The 14,577-nt window shown below is 63.0% G+C and carries 16 protein-coding genes; 7 read left to right on the top strand and 9 right to left on the bottom strand.

Annotated features, from left to right (window positions below; translation table 11 throughout):
• Positions 1 to 112 precede the first annotated feature (112 nt).
• The gene (locus ACK8CP_RS13540) at positions 113 to 508 is read left to right on the top strand and encodes a cupin domain-containing protein (RefSeq protein WP_234629788.1); all 396 of its coding nucleotides are present in this window, start codon (positions 113 to 115) and stop codon (positions 506 to 508) included.
• A gap of 106 nt (positions 509 to 614) precedes the next feature.
• Positions 615 to 1,361 (top strand): SDR family oxidoreductase, encoded by a 747-nt coding sequence (locus ACK8CP_RS13535; protein WP_414832145.1) that lies wholly within the window; start codon positions 615 to 617, stop codon positions 1,359 to 1,361.
• Between the two features lie 92 nt (positions 1,362 to 1,453).
• On the opposite strand, the gene ACK8CP_RS13530 is transcribed toward ACK8CP_RS13535, so the two are convergent.
• Positions 1,454 to 1,834 carry a carboxymuconolactone decarboxylase family protein gene (locus ACK8CP_RS13530; RefSeq protein WP_128292060.1) on the bottom strand — a complete coding sequence of 127 codons (381 nt, stop codon included), beginning with the start codon at positions 1,832 to 1,834 and terminating at the stop codon, positions 1,454 to 1,456.
• Between the two features lie 372 nt (positions 1,835 to 2,206).
• Entirely contained in the window at positions 2,207 to 3,673 is a 1,467-nt protein-coding gene (locus ACK8CP_RS13525; protein ID WP_414832144.1) for an aldehyde dehydrogenase, read from the bottom strand.
• Between the two features lie 153 nt (positions 3,674 to 3,826).
• On the opposite strand from ACK8CP_RS13525, the gene ACK8CP_RS13520 reads away from it, so the two are divergent.
• Genes ACK8CP_RS13520 through ACK8CP_RS13500 form a run of 5 tightly spaced genes read left to right on the top strand, consistent with a single transcriptional unit; the run spans position 3,827 to position 8,478 of the window.
• Positions 3,827 to 5,152, top strand: coding sequence for an ABC transporter substrate-binding protein (locus ACK8CP_RS13520; protein ID WP_234629785.1), 1,326 nt, complete (start codon positions 3,827 to 3,829; stop codon positions 5,150 to 5,152).
• A 42-nt stretch (positions 5,153 to 5,194) separates the two neighbouring features.
• Positions 5,195 to 6,055 (top strand): branched-chain amino acid ABC transporter permease, encoded by an 861-nt coding sequence (locus ACK8CP_RS13515; RefSeq protein WP_414832143.1) that lies wholly within the window; start codon positions 5,195 to 5,197, stop codon positions 6,053 to 6,055.
• Positions 6,052 to 7,023, top strand: a complete 972-nt coding sequence (locus ACK8CP_RS13510; protein WP_414832142.1) for a branched-chain amino acid ABC transporter permease — start codon at positions 6,052 to 6,054, stop codon at positions 7,021 to 7,023. Before ACK8CP_RS13515 ends, ACK8CP_RS13510 begins: the two co-directional genes overlap by 4 nt.
• Positions 7,020 to 7,742: an ABC transporter ATP-binding protein gene (locus ACK8CP_RS13505; protein WP_128292065.1), complete on the top strand. Its 723-nt coding sequence runs from the start codon at positions 7,020 to 7,022 to the stop codon at positions 7,740 to 7,742. The genes ACK8CP_RS13510 and ACK8CP_RS13505 overlap by 4 nt, the downstream gene beginning before the upstream one ends.
• 10 nt (positions 7,743 to 7,752) lie before the next feature.
• Entirely contained in the window at positions 7,753 to 8,478 is a 726-nt protein-coding gene (locus ACK8CP_RS13500) for an ABC transporter ATP-binding protein (RefSeq protein ID WP_234629782.1), read from the top strand.
• Positions 8,479 to 8,555: 77 nt separating this feature from the next.
• Here ACK8CP_RS13500 and ACK8CP_RS13495 read toward each other — a convergent pair whose 3' ends face one another.
• The 7 genes from ACK8CP_RS13495 to ACK8CP_RS13465 all read right to left on the bottom strand — a co-directional run bounded on the left by ACK8CP_RS13495 (position 8,556) and on the right by ACK8CP_RS13465 (position 14,559).
• A complete protein-coding gene (locus tag ACK8CP_RS13495) occupies positions 8,556 to 9,365 on the bottom strand; it encodes an N-acyl homoserine lactonase family protein (RefSeq protein WP_414832141.1) in 810 nt (269 codons plus the stop codon).
• Positions 9,366 to 9,460: 95 nt separating this feature from the next.
• Positions 9,461 to 10,303, bottom strand: coding sequence for an alpha/beta fold hydrolase (locus tag ACK8CP_RS13490; protein WP_414832140.1), 843 nt, complete (start codon positions 10,301 to 10,303; stop codon positions 9,461 to 9,463).
• Complete coding sequence (locus tag ACK8CP_RS13485) at positions 10,296 to 10,694, bottom strand: hypothetical protein (protein WP_414832139.1); 399 nt, start codon at positions 10,692 to 10,694, stop codon at positions 10,296 to 10,298. Before ACK8CP_RS13485 ends, ACK8CP_RS13490 begins: the two co-directional genes overlap by 8 nt.
• 111 nt (positions 10,695 to 10,805) lie before the next feature.
• Positions 10,806 to 11,201, bottom strand: a complete 396-nt coding sequence (locus ACK8CP_RS13480; protein ID WP_234629778.1) for a cupin domain-containing protein — start codon at positions 11,199 to 11,201, stop codon at positions 10,806 to 10,808.
• 87 nt (positions 11,202 to 11,288) lie between these two features.
• The gene (locus ACK8CP_RS13475; protein ID WP_234629777.1) at positions 11,289 to 12,704 is read right to left on the bottom strand and encodes a TRAP transporter large permease; all 1,416 of its coding nucleotides are present in this window, start codon (positions 12,702 to 12,704) and stop codon (positions 11,289 to 11,291) included.
• A gap of 3 nt (positions 12,705 to 12,707) precedes the next feature.
• The gene (locus tag ACK8CP_RS13470; RefSeq protein ID WP_234629776.1) at positions 12,708 to 13,403 is read right to left on the bottom strand and encodes a TRAP transporter small permease; all 696 of its coding nucleotides are present in this window, start codon (positions 13,401 to 13,403) and stop codon (positions 12,708 to 12,710) included.
• A gap of 154 nt (positions 13,404 to 13,557) precedes the next feature.
• Positions 13,558 to 14,559, bottom strand: a complete 1,002-nt coding sequence (locus tag ACK8CP_RS13465; protein ID WP_307153349.1) for a DctP family TRAP transporter solute-binding subunit — start codon at positions 14,557 to 14,559, stop codon at positions 13,558 to 13,560.
• Between the last annotated feature and the right edge of the window lie 18 nt (positions 14,560 to 14,577).

Raw genomic sequence — 14,577 nt, 5'->3', positions numbered from 1 at the left:
TAATAAGTGTGTTCAGATAATATGGCCTAATTGGAAAAATAGGAGTGATTATATCTGTGGCCAAGGCGCCGATGGAGGCGTCCACGCATTCTCAGACGAGAAGGAGGCCAGAATGGATATCAAACGCAGCGGCTCTCAGCCCTCTGCCCCTGGGCCGGAAGACTATTTCACCGGCTCGGTCCGCATCGATCCTCTGATGAGCCCGCCCGACCCGGCGCGGGTTGCCGGAGCGAGCGTCACCTTCGAGCCTGGGGCGCGAACGGCCTGGCACACGCATCCTTTGGGCCAGACGCTGATCGTCACCGCGGGCTGCGGATGGGTTCAGCGCCAGGATGGGCCGATTGAGGAGATCCGGCCGGGCGATGTCGTCTGGTTTGAACCCGGCGAGAAGCATTGGCATGGCGCGACGCCCACGACCGCCATGACGCATATCGCCATCCAGGAGAAGCTGAACGGCTCTCCGGTCGATTGGCTGGAGCATGTAACGGACGAAGAATACCGCAAATGAGCAGGCGAGAACCGCCGGCTGCTCCATCGCCGAAGCTGTGGCGTTCGGAAGGTGGTCAGAGCGTTCCGCGCGTCGGCTGCGGAGCCGGCAAACAAGGAGTTTTCCAATGAGTGACAACATCGAGGGCAAGGTCATCGTCATCACCGGCGCCAGCAGCGGTCTCGGCGAAGCGACGGCGCGGCATCTCGCCGAGCAGGGCGCGACGGTGGTTCTCGGCGCGCGCCGGGCGGAGCGCATCGACACGATCGCCAAGGAACTGACCGATCAAGGCCACAAGGCACTCGCCGTGACCACGGATGTCACCCGCCGCGATCAGGTGGCGGCGCTCGTCGACAAGGCTGTCGAGACGTTCGGGCGTATCGACGTCATGTTGAACAATGCCGGTTTGATGCCGCTTGCGCCGCTCGAACGTCTGAAGATCGACGAATGGGACCGTATGGTCGACGTCAATGTGAAGGGCGTGCTCTACGGGATCGCTGCCGCGCTCCCTCACATGAAGCGGCAGAAGAGCGGGCACATCATCAACGTGTCATCCGTTTACGGACACAAGGTTGCGCCCGGTGCGGCTGTCTATTGCGGCACGAAACACGCTGTGCGCGCCATTTCGGAGGGGCTGCGGCAAGAGGTGAAGCCCTACGACATCCGCACGACGGTGATCTCGCCGGGGGCGGTCGCGACCGAGCTTCTCGACCATATCAGCGAAGAGGACATTGCCAAGGGTGTCCGCGAGCACGTGGCCGAAATTGCGGTTCCGGCGCTGTCTTTCGCCCGCATGGTCGCCTTTGCGGTCAGCCAGCCGGCCGAAGTCGATGTGAACGAGATCTTGTTCCGGCCGACGAGCCAGCCGGTCTGAGACAAAAAGGGCCCTTGCGCGATCGCTCGCGTCAAGGGCCCGTGAGCGCACCCGATCCTCTTATTTCAAAGCGAGGATCGGGCCGCGGCTTCTCAGAGTTCGCCGGCTTCTTCCAGGACGCGGCGGGCGATGCGGAAGCATTCCACTCCGCACGGCACGCCGGCATAGATCGCCACGACATGGACGGCGGCGCGGATCTCTTCCTTGGAGACGCCGTTCGTCAGCGCGCCACGGCAATGCGTTTCCCATTCGTGCCAGCGGCCGAGGGCGCCCAGCATGGCGAGATTCATCAGGCTGCGGGTTTTCGGCGGGATGGCCTCATCGCCCCAGCCAAAGCCCCAGCACCAGGCGGTCATGGCCTCCTGAAAGGGCAGGCTGAACTCGTCGGCCGCGGCGAGGTTGCGCTCCACATATTCCGCACCGAGCGTTCCCTTGCGCTTGGCGAGCCCCTTCTCGAACATCTTCTGATCCATCTTTAAGGTCCCTTCTTTCCTGAGCTCTCTTCAGATTTGGCTGTGGTGAGCCCGCTCCAGCGTCCGCGACGGTACGGGCCGCGGGTGAGGGCAGGTCTTGATGTGCGGGAGTGATGCTGCCGGGCAGATCCGCCGGATTGCGCCGGCCGAAAGGTTCGCGCCTTTGCGGCATCGCCGCGCGGGCTCGAGCCGGGCCGCGCTTCTTCCAGCGCGGCTGCCGCCGAACGGTCCATCTTTCCTCCCTTTGAGGCGACGCAGGCGCTCGCACGGAGCGCCTGCGCTCATCTTCTTATTATGATGATCATACAATCATAACTGATGGGGTCAATCGCGGAAAATCGATCCGCCTCCAAACGGACCGATTTTCGGACCTCAGCGGATGATGAAGGGATTGGCGACGGAGGTTTCGGTCGCGATCCACACCGACTTCACCTGGAGATATTCCTTGATGGCTTCGAGGCCGCTTTCGCGGCCGATACCGCTGCGTTTGAAGCCGCCGAAGGGCGAGGTGTAGCTGATGGCACGATAGGTGTTGACCCAGACGGTGCCGGCGCGCAGCCTCTCCGACATGCGCAGGGCCCGGCCCATATCCTTCGTCCATACGCCGGCTGCGAGGCCGAAATCGACGGCGTTGGCGATCCGCACCGCATCGTCTTCATCCTCGAACGGGATGACGGCGAGAACCGGGCCGAACACCTCCTCCTGGGCGATGCGCATCTCGTTGCTGACGCCGGTGAAGACCGTCGGCTCGACGAACTGCCCGCCCGGCTGACCCTCGACCGGTTTGCCGCCAAGGACGCATTTTGCCCCTTCGGCTCGGGCGATTTCGATATAGTCCAGCACCTTGCGATATTGTGCGGGGGTCGTGACCGGGCCGACATTGGTGTCTGCCAGCATCGGGTCGCCGATCTTCGCCTCGCGCGCCACCTCCAGGAGCCGCTCCACGAAGCGATCGTGGATCGAGCGCTGCAAAAGAAGCCTCGAACCCGCGATGCAGGTCTGCCCCGTGGCGGCGAAAATACCGGAAATCGCCCCCATCACCGCGGCGTCGATCTCCGCGTCCTCGAAAACGACGTTGGGCGATTTGCCGCCGAGTTCGAGCGAGACGTGTTTGATCTGTTTTGCGGCCGTCTCATAGACCTTCTGCCCGCCGATATCGGACCCGGTGAAGGCGATCTTGGAGACGCGCGGATGCTCCACGAGCGGCGCGCCCGCTTCGAGGCCAAAGCCTGTGACCGTGTTGACGACGCCTGCCGGGAACCCGGCCTTTTCAAAGAGCGTCATGAATTCGAGCGTCGAGGCGGAGGTGAATTCCGACGGCTTGATCACCGCCGTATTGCCTGCGGCAAGCGCCGCCGCGAGCTTCCAAGCGAGCAGCAGCAGCGGTGAATTCCACGGCGTGATCATGCCGACGACGCCGAGCGGCTCGTAGCGGGTGAAATTGAAGATCCCGCCCTTGTCGGTCGGGATGACGGCGCCCTCGATCTTGTCGGCGAGCCCGCCGTAATAGCGGTACCATTCGGCGAGATATTTCGTCTGCGAGAACATCTCCGCATAGAGCTTGCCGTTGTCGCGGACCTCGATCTCCGCCAGCCGCTCCGCATCCGCCTCGATATGCTCGGCGAGGCGGTAAAGTGCTTTGCCGCGGGCGGACGGGGTCAACGCGCTCCATTCTTCGAAGCCGGCCTCGGCCGCGGCAACGGCCTTTTCGATATCGGATTTCGTCCCGCGAGCGATCTCCGCCCAGGCCTCGCCCGTATAGGGGTTCTTCGTCTCAAACCATTCGCCTTCGGCCGGATCGACAAAGCTCCCGCCGATGAAATGCCCGTAACGCTGCATGCTGACCTCCCATGTCGTGTGATCGTTGGGGCGAAATTGGCAGAAACCGATGTCGACGTCCACGTATGATTGTATGAGCAGTTTTCACTTGACGAGCGCGTTTGATGCCGCAACACTTCATTCAATAAGACAATCATAGAGTGGGAGGAAAATATGCACCGGAAAGGCAAGGGACCGACCGATTTCGCTGACGCACCGTCGGCATCGCAGGAGAAGTCCGTTTCGAAGACGGGCGTGACCGAGAGCCCGGCCAGCGCGCCTAAGGGGCTTTCGCGTTTCGCTCTCAACCGGCGGCATTTCCTCGCCGCAGGCGCGGCGACGCTCGCGACCCCCTATCTTTCGAAGGTCGCCCGTGCTCAGGGCTCCGACGTCAATGTCGGCGTGGTGGTGCCGCTGTCGGGCGCCAATGCGCAGTTCGGCGTCAATTCGCGCAACGGCATCCAGCTCGCTGCCGACCAGATCAACGACAATGGCGGCATCAAGGCTCTCGGTGGCGCCAAGATCAATCTCATCATCGCGGATTCGACGTCGACGCCGACCAATGCGGCGACCGTCGGTCAGCGCCTGATCGCGCAGCAGAACGTCGTCGCGATCCTCGGCGCCTATGCCTCGTCGCTGTCGCTCGCACTGTCGGAAGCGACGGAGCGGCGCGACGTGCCGCTTCTCACCATGTCGTTCTCCGACATGATCACGGGCCGCGGCTTCAAGAACGTCTTCCAGGTGATCTCCAAGGCGACGACGATGGGCGCGGCGCAGTTGCGCGGTCCGGCGGGCGTGGCCGAAAAGGCCGGCAAGCCGTTGAAGTCGATCGCCATCATGTATGAGGACACGGCCTTCGGCACGTCGCAGGCCGGCGGCCTCCGCGACACGGCGGCCGAGCTCGGCATCGAAGTGGTGATGGATGAGGCCTATCCTCTCGGCATCACCGACGTCACGCCGCTCATCAACCAGCTGCGCGGCACCAATGCCGACGCGGTCTTCCCGTGCTCCTATCTCAATGACGGTGTGCAGATCATCCGCACGATGCGCCAGCAGGGTATCGATATGCCGGTGATCGGCGGCGCGGGCGGCTATGTCATTCCGGATTTCCGGGCGGCGCTCGGCGAATATGCCGAAAACGTCTTTTCGGTTGCGCCCAGCAATTACGATCTCGCGCCTGAGCTCACCGATGCGTTCAAGGAGCGCTTCGGCTACTTCATGGTGCACGAGGCGCTGGAGCATGCCGTCTGCCTCGACGTGCTTGCGAAGGCTCTGGAGATTTCGGGCGACACCGATTCCGATGCGCTCCGCGAGGCCCTGCGCAACAACCGCTTCGAAGGTGGTTGGGCCGGCGTCATCCCGGGCGGGGGCGTTGATTTCGACGAGACCGGTCTCAACACGCTCGCCAAGCCGATCATCGTGCAATGGCGCGGCGACGATCTGGTGACGGTCTGGCCGGACGATGTCGCCAAGAAAGAGGCTGTGTGGGCCGGCAAATAGCCGGCCCCGCTCCAAACGTTCAACATTTCGCTAGAGAGCTGCATGGCCTTCATCCAAGCCGTGCTCGATGGGCTGATGATCGGCGGCGTTTACGCCGTCATCTCCATCGGGCTGACCCTGGTCTTCGGCGTCATGGGCATCGTCAACTTCGCGCAGGCGGAGTTTTTGACCCTTGGCATGTTCGTCGCGTATTTCGCCTGGAAGTTTCTCGGGCTCGATCCTCTGATCGGCTCGTTTATATCCTTCGTGGTGATCTTCGGACTCGGTGTCGTCGTCCAGATGACGCTCATCCAACGGGTTTTGAACGCCCCGCCCGTGGCGCAGATCTTCGTCACGGTCGGCCTGCTCATCGTCATTGAGAATCTGACGCTGATCGTCTTCGGCTCTGATTTCCATTCGGTGACGACGAGCTATCAGACCTCGACTTTGCGGCTTGGGCCCCTGTTCATCGGTGTTCCCTATCTCGCCGCCTTCCTGATGGCGCTTCTGTCGGCGGCGGCTCTCTGGCTGTTCACCAACAAGACCTGGTACGGACGGGCGATGCGTGCGACCGCCCAGGATCCGATGGCGGCGAACCTGATGGGCATCAACGCCGATCGCATGCGCCAGATCGCCTTCGGCCTCGGCGTCGGCATGACGGCCTTTGGGGGCGCGGTGATCCTGCCTTACTTCACCGTGCATCCGACCGTCGGCCACCAGTTCGTCGTGCTCATGTTCACGGTCGTGGTGCTCGGCGGGCTCGGCAGCGTGGCGGGTGCGGTCGTCGGTGGTTTCGCCGTTGGCGTGATCCAGTCCGTCTCCACCCTGTTCTTCCCGATCCAGCTGCAAAACCTCGTCCTGTTCATCGTCTTCCTGACGGTGCTGGCGGTGCGGCCGACCGGACTGATTGGAGCGGCACGATGAAGTGGTGGATTGCCGGTGCGGTGGTCCTCGTGGCCGCCTCCATTGTCCCGACGTTTCTCGATCCGACAGGCTATGCGATCCGCGTCCTGACGCTTGCGCTTCTCTTTGCCGCGCTCGGCCAGGCCTGGAACATCGTTGGCGGTCTCGCCAATCAGATCTCGCTCGGCCACGCCGCCTTCTTCGGGCTCGGGGCCTACACCTCGACGATCCTTCTGATCAATTTCGGCCTGTCGCCGTGGATCGGCATGCTGGCGGGCGCGGCGATCGCCGCGGTTGCCGCCTATCTCCTGAGCTTCCCGACGATGAAGCTGCGTGGGCATTATTTCGCCCTTGCGACACTCGCCTTCAGCGAAGTGCTGCGCGTGATTGCGGGCTCCTGGACATCGGTGACGGGCGGACCGGTCGGTCTCTCGGTGCCGTTCTCTCCGGACAGCTTCTGGCTTCTGCAGTTCAAGAGCACGATGCCCTATTACTACATCATGCTGGGCGCGCTCGTCGTCATCTCAGGCGTCTTCGTCTGGGTGCGCCACAGCAGCCTCGGCTACCGGCTGCGCGCCTTGAAGGAGAATCCGGAGGCCGCCGAAGTGGTCGGCGTCAACACCACGCAGGTGAAGATCACGGCGGCCGTCATTTCCGCCGCGCTCACGGCGACCCTCGGCACGCTCTATGCCCAGTTCACCTATTTCTTTGATCCGGAAGCGGTGTTCGGCATCATCCCGATCTCGGTGCGGGCGGCGATCATCGCCATTCTGGGCGGTGCCGGAACGGTGGTGGGCCCGATCATCGGCGCCTTCCTGATCGTGCCGATGGAGGAAATGGCGAATGTGCTCCTCTCCTCGCGCGGCGCCGGCCTGTCGCAGCTCGCTTTCGGCGTGATGCTGATCGCCATCATCCTGATCGAACCGCGCGGCATTCTCGCTCTGATCACCAACGGCGTCTCTCGCCTTCGCCGGAGGAAGTCGTCATGAGACAGGCGATCCTCGAAGTTGACGGCATCAGCAAGCATTTCGGGGGCCTGGCGGCCCTCGACAGCGTGTCCTTCGATGTCGCTCCCGGCGAGATCGTCGGCCTGATCGGTCCAAACGGCGCCGGAAAATCGACGCTCTTCAGCACGCTCGTCGGTCTCCACAAGCCGACGGACGGCATCGTCCGGCTCGAAGGCGAGGACATCACCGGTCTGAAGCCGCACAAGGTGGCTGCGCGCGGTCTCACGAAGACCTTTCAGAATGTCGCCCTCTTCATGGAGGCGACGGTGCTCGACAACGTGCTGATTGGCGGCCTTCTTCGGGCCAATGTCCACGATGCGCGCGAGCTCGCGAAAACCTGTCTCGCGCGGGTAGGCCTTGCCGAGATCGCGGGCAAGAAGGCGGCCGACCTTTCCTTTCCCGAACGTGCCCGGGTGGAAGTGGCGCGTGCTCTGGCGACGAAGCCGAAGGGGCTTCTCCTCGATGAGGTGATGGCGGCGCTCAACCGCGTGGAGATGGAGGAGATCATGGATCTCATCCGTTCCTTGAGCCGCGACGGTCTCGCCGTCGTCGTCGTCGAGCATCACATGCACGCCATCATGACGCTGTGCGAGCGCATCGTCGTTTTGAACTTCGGCAAGAAGATTGCCGAAGGCTCACCCGAAGAAATTGCGAGACATCCGGAGGTCGTGCGGGCCTATCTCGGACAGGAATATGAATGAGGTCGGCAGAATGAGCGACACGACACCCACTCTCCTGTCGGTCGAAGATGTGCATGCGGGATATGACGGTTCGGATGTTCTGCACGGCGTCAGCCTCGACGTGCATGCCGGCGAATTCGTCTGCGTCATCGGCGCCAATACGGCTGGCAAGAGCACGCTCCTGCGCACCATTTCACGGCTCGTGCCGAAATCGCGCGGGCGCATCACCTTCGACGGCACGGATCTGATGTCGCTGAAAGCGCATGAGATCCCGAAGCTCGGCATCGCCCATGTGCCGGAGGGACGGCATGTCTTTCCGGACATGACGGTGGAGGAAAACCTGCTGCTCGGAGCTTACACGCTGCGCCAGGACCCCGTTTACAAGGAGCGCCTGGAAAAGGCTTTCACGCTCTTTCCGCGCCTCAAGGAGCGGCGGCGGCAATGGGCCGGAACGCTGTCGGGCGGCGAGCAGCAGATGGTCGTCCTCGGCCGCGCCATGATGCTCAATCTGCGCCTTCTCATCCTCGACGAGCCGAGCCATGGTCTCGCGCCGATCGTCGTCGACGAAGTTCACGATGCCCTCGTCAAGATCCACGAAGCGGGGACCTCGATCCTGCTCGTGGAGCAGAACACCTCGCTCGCCCTCTCGGTCGCCTCGCGCGGCTATGTGCTGGAATCCGGCGAGATCGTTCTGGCCGAATCCGCCAAGGCGCTGCACGACGATCCGAAGGTGCGTGAGGCCTATCTCGGGCTCTGAACGCGCTCACCGTATCCGACAAAAAAAACGGGCGCCCGCGGGCGCCCGTTTGCCGTTCGGGAAGAGGGGAGGATCTCTTACCCTGCCGGCTCTTTCGGATCGGCGTCGAGGCGCACGACGACGCCTTCAAGGCCCGAGCTCGGGGCTGGGTAGCGGTCGAGAATGATCGGGTCGTGCCCTGGAATGACGTTCGAGCGATCGCTCGCGAGCTCCCACAGCCGGTCATAGCCCTCGAGCGTCTCGGCGAGGCTGTGCAGCACCGGAAAGGCGCGGCCCTCGTTCATATTGGCGTAGAAATGGCTGGCATCGGAGGCGACGACGAGCCAGCCGCGCCGCGTCCAGACCCGAACCACCTGCAGCCCTTTGGAATGGCCGCCGACATGATGGACGCTGATGCCGGGCGCGATCTCCGAGGCGCCGTCGTGGAACTTGACGCGGCCGGCAAAGACCTTGCGCACCATCGCCACCACATCCTCTTCCTCGAAGGGGAGCTTGAGCGCGCCGTGGCACATGCAGCGGCCGGTCGAATACGCCATCTCCGTGTCCTGGAGATGGTAGCGCGCATTCGGGAAGAGATCGTAATTGCCGCAATGGTCGTAATGCATATGCGAGATGATGACGTCTTCGATCCCGTCCGGATCGATGCCGATCGTCTTCAGGCCCTCACCGGGCGAGCGCAGGAACTGCCGCTTGCGCTTTTCTGCCATCGCCGCATCGAAGCCGGTATCGACGATGAAGGTGCGGCCGTTGCCCTTGATCGCCCAGACGAAATAGTCGAGCGGCATCGGCACGTCATGCGGATCGCCGCCGACGAAATTGTGCGCGGCGGTCGCGGCCGGATTGTGCGCATAGCGGACCGCGTAGACCTCATAAGGTTCAGGTGTCATCTTTCCTCCCTTCCGACCGGCCGCGCTCTTGTTGTTCGGTGGGGCGCGGGCCGGTTCCTGTGCATGGGTGACCGCGTTTGGCGGGGTGAGGGCGGTCAGTCGGCCTCCATCACCTCAAGTTCCGGCAGAAGATACTGACGGAAGAGGGCATAGTTCTCGATCATCGGGAAGTGGCCCATGCCTTCCATCTCGGTGTAGCGGCAGCCGGGAATGGCGGCGGCCACTTTCTCCGTCATCGCCGGCGTGCACGAATAATCGTAGCTGCCGGTGAGAAGGCTCACCTTGCACTTGGCGGTGTCGATCGTCTTCACATGTTCGCGGGCATCGAAATCGAAGCTGTAGAACATGACGTCGCCGCGATAGACGCCGGGGCCGGACTGCGCGTAGTACCACCAATTGTCGCGCTTGCCCTCTTCGGGGCTTTGCGGCGCGTTGAGGCCGAACGTGTAGGTGGCGACGAGTTCGCCGCCATGCACGGCCGGATGCAGCAGGAATTCGTTGTAGCGGCCGGGCGCGTGCGCGGCGCTTTCGAGCCCGATGATGCCGCGGATCTCGTCCTGGAAGTCGCTTGCGACCCTGAGCACGATGGCTCCGCCCATGGAGCAGCCCATGACCACGGGACGGTCGAGCTTGAGACCCTTCCATACGGCTTCGATGGTCGCGAGATACTCTTCCGTCTTGAGCTCGTAGGATTCCAGCCACCATTCGTCCGGCGGGTCGGAGCGGCCATGCCGGGGCATGTCGAAGCAAACGACCCGAAACCGGCGCGTCACCTCTTCGTCGTTGAGGAGATGGCGGAACTGGCGGCTGTCGGCCCCGGCGGTATGCAGGCAGAGGAGGGGGATGCCCTCACCGGCTTCTTCCACATAGATGCGGTGGTTGCGGCCTTGGATCGCCACATTGAGGTAGCGGCCGACGATCGGTTCGAATTCAGGCATGCTCTTTCCCCACCTTCTGCATCAGGCCCATCATGCGGTGCAGGGCACGCGCGTTCTGCATCGCCACGAGCGTGTCGCCTTCGAGAACGAATTCCGGCACGCGCATGATCATGGCGAAGATGTCGTGGTAGAGCGGCGGCGGCGTCTCGCTCAAAAAGCGTTGCCACAGCTCCATCGGGGCGCGGATCTCAAATTGCGTGGGGACGTCGAAGCCGGGGGCCGGCAGGATTTGTTCGATCTTGCCCTGGCGCACCCGCAAGACGTAGCGGCGCTCGCCAAAGGTGATGCCCATATCGACGTCGAACTTGCCGCCTATGATGGCAAGTTCTCGGTCTGAGGCGACCCTGTCGGCGAAGGCGGCCATCCAATCCGGGTCGGGAAATTCAGCCATTTCGGTATCCTTGTCGTCGAAGGCGGGCTGGGGCAGGGCCTCCGGCTCGCCAGGTCGGAGCCTCGCGCATAAGAAGGCGGCGCGAACTCTTTCGAGCCGCGCCGCTTTCCCTTACGCGCCGTATTGCTCGTCGGTGACGTGCTCCAGCCATTCGACGACGACGCCGTCATGGCCTTCCTGCATGGAGATGTGGGTCATCATCGTGTTCGGACCCGCACCATGCCAATGCTTCTCGCCGGGCGGGATCCAGATGACGTCGCCGGCTCGGATCTCCTGGATCGGCCCGTCCCATTTCTGGATGCGGCCGGTGCCGGAGGTCACGTAAAGCGTCTGACCCATCGGGTGCGTGTGCCAGGCCGTGCGGGCGCCCGGCTCGAACATGACCACGTTCGATTTCAGCAGCGCCGGCTCAGGCGCCTCGATGATCGGGTCCTGCCAGACATTGCCCGTGAAGGATTTTGCCGGTGCCTTGCGGGTCGGCAGAGTTCCAAGACGTCTGATCTCCATATTTCTCCTCTCCTTGATGTCGGCCGTTTCGTCCGGCCTGGTCTCCCGCCTCAGCGGGTCGTTCGTTGAGCGGTGGGGTTGCACGCCTCATTTGAGGCCATGCGTGAAGCTCTTCGGCTCCGGGCCCATCAGCGAGTACGGCACGAGTGTCGAAAGCCCCGGCACGTAGGTGGCGATCACGAGGAAGATGAGCATGATGCCGATGAAGGGGGCCGCAGCCTTCGTCACCTGCACGACGCTCATTCGGGCGACGCTCGCCGTGACGAAGAGATTGAGCCCGATCGGCGGGCTGATCAGCCCGATCTCCATGTTGACGACGATCATGATGCCGAGATGGATCGGATCGACGCCGAGCTCCATCGCGACCGGGAAAACCACGGGCACGACGATCAGGAGGAGGCCCGAGGGCTCCATGAACTGGCCGCCGATGAGCAGCAGGATGTTGAGCGCCAGCAGGAAGGTGAACCAGTTGAAGCCGGCTCCGATCATCCATTCGGTGATCGTCTGCGGCACCCGTTCCACCGTCAGCACATGGGCGAAGAGCATCGCGTTGACGACGATGAACATGAGCATGATCGTCGCCTTGCCGGCCTCCACCAGCACATGCTCGGTGTCGCGGTGGAAGCAGGCCGGCACGAAGCGCGTGACCGTCAGGAGGATGTTGCGCTGCACGGCGCCGATGATCGATTCACCGTCCTTGCGCCACGGGACGCCCCGAAGCGGCCCCATATCGCGATATATGAAGATGGCGACGAGGAAGGAATAGACCGCCGCGACGGCCGCGGCCTCGGTCGGCGTGAAGATGCCGCCATAGATGCCGCCGAGGATGACGATGACGAGGAAGAGGCCCCAGGACGCGTCGAGAAAGGCATCGCGTACGGCCGTAAAGCCCGCGAAAGGCAGTTTCGGCATGCCGCGGAAGCGCGCATTGAGATAGACCCCGACCATCAGCATCAGCCCGGCAACGGTGCCCGGCAGGATGCCGGCGAGGAACATGCGGCTGACGGAAACGTCTGTGGCGGCGCAATAGACCACCATGACGATCGACGGCGGAATGAGAATGCCGAGCGTGCCGGCATTGCAGATGATGCCTGCAGCGAATTCCTTCGAGTAGCCGACCTCGCGCATGCTCGCGATGGCGATCGAGCCGATCGCAACCACGGTCGCGGGCGAAGAGCCGGAGAGCGCGGCAAACAGCATGCACGACATCACCGAGGCGATCGCGAGGCCGCCGCGGAGATGGCCGACAGCGGAGACTGCGAAGCGGATGATGCGGCGCGCCACGCCACCGGTCGACATGAAGGACGAGGCGAGAATGAAGAACGGGATAGCGAGCAGGGTGTAGCTCTGCGAGGCCGTAAAGAGCTTGAGCGCCACCGACGACATCGAATCGCCGGAGAAGAGAACGATCGTCAGAACGCTCGACAGGCCAAGCGCGAGCGCGACAGGCACGCCGGCGAAGAGAAGCGCCAGAACCGTGATGAAAAGGAAGCCGGAGACCATCATTTACCTCCGGTCTGTGGAGTTGTTGTCGTCGTACCAGTGCGGCGCCTCTGAGGCGTGCTCCTGCGCGGCGGCGTAGCTCTCGTGGTCGGGATCTGAATGCTGATCCATGAGCTCGGTCGTCTCGATCGCGGTGGTGATCATCTCCCGCTTGCCCTGGACGATCTCGATCAGCGCCTGCAGGCAGCGGAAGCCGAACAGGAAGAGGCCGAGGGGCAGGATGAGATAGGCGATCCAGCGATGCACCCGGGCGGGCAGGTCGAACATCTCCTGCGCCCATTCCGGATAGCGGATTTCGGTGAGGCCGATGCCGGTTTCAAAGGTGCGCAGCCAATAAGGAAAGGCGCCGCCCTTGGCGTCGATACCGACGAATTGAAGCCAGTCGGCCCAGAAGAAGATTGCGGCATAGACGATACCGCAAAGTGCGCCGAAGATCGCAAACGCCTTGAAGAGGTGCTTGGGCAGGGCCCGGACCAGCGTGTCGACCGCCAGATGCGAGCCGATCTTCGCGCCGTAAGCCATGCCGAAGAGAATGAGCCAGGCGAACAGGATGCGCGCGAAATCGAGCGCGCCGAGCCAGCCCGTATTGAACACGTAGCGGGCGATGACCTGGGTAAAGGAGGTGACTGTCATCGCCGCCATCAAGATCGCGATGACGCTGCGCTCGAAGCGGTCGACGCGTCGGCCGAAACTGCTCATCTTCAATCCTTCAGGGGGTTGGATCCTCGCGGCCCTTCGCCGAAAGCGGCGAAGGGAATCTCAATGGCGAGCGGTCCGGCCGGGCGCACGGGGGGCGTGTTCGGCGACGGCATGTCAGCCGTCACCGCGCTTGTGGGCCCGGCAGAGCCTGCGTTCAGGATTTGTTGGACGCGACTGCGGCCTCGATCACATCCTTGCCGATCCCGTCTTCGAACTCTTCCCAGACGGGTTTCACGGCATCGACCCATTTCTGCCGCTGTTCCGGAGAGAGCGTACGGACGGTGACGCCCGCTTCCTGGATGCGCTCCTTGCTCTCTTCGTTGATGGCCGTCGCCTTCTCGTTGTACTCGTCGCTGACCTCGCCGACGATCGAGAGGAACTTCTCGCGCACATCGTCATCCAGGCTGTCGAGGAAGTCCTGGGAGGTGACGAGAATGTAGGTGAGGAACTGGTGGTTGGTCTCGGTGACCCCGTCCTGCACCTCGTAGAGTTTGCCGGTGTAGATGTTCGACCAGGTGTTCTCCTGCCCGTCGACGACGCCGGTCTGCAAGGCGCCGAAGGCCTCGCTCCAGGCGAGCGGCTGCGGGTTGGCACCGAGGGCCTTGATCATGGCGATCGAGACGTCGGAGGTCGTGGCGCGGATCTTCAGGCCGTTGAGGTCCGAGGGCTCGATCAATGGCTTGTTCGCGGAGAAGGCGCGCAGGCCGTTATAGACATAGGCAAGGCCGACGAAGCCGTTGTCGGTCATGGACTTCAAGAGTTCGTCGCCCGTCTCGCTATGGGTGAAGCGCGACACCGCATCGGTGTCCTCAAACAGGAACGGCAGATTGAAGACGTCGAGCTTGGCGGTATAGGCGCCGAGCTTGCCGATGTCGGGCGAGGCGAGCTGGATGTCCCCGATCGCCAGCGCTTCCATGACTTCATCGTCATTGTAGAGCTGTGAGCTCGGATAGACCTGGATGCAAAGCTGCCCGTCCATCTCTTCGTTGACGCGCTTGGCGAGTGCGGTGGCCATCTCGCCCTTCGGATTGCCCGTCGGAGCACTCACATGGCTGTATTTGACGAGCGTTTCGCCGGACTGGCACTCCGATTGAGCCATGGCCGTGCTGGCCAAGAGGCTCATCGCGAGGGCTGTAAGAATGGTGGTTTTCATCATGTCCTCCCTGGTGATCAC

Source organism: Afifella sp. YEN Y35 (assembly GCF_047553465.1).
GTDB lineage: Bacteria > Pseudomonadota > Alphaproteobacteria > Rhizobiales > Afifellaceae > Afifella > Afifella aestuarii.
This window is presented reverse-complemented; position numbering and strand designations above follow the sequence as displayed.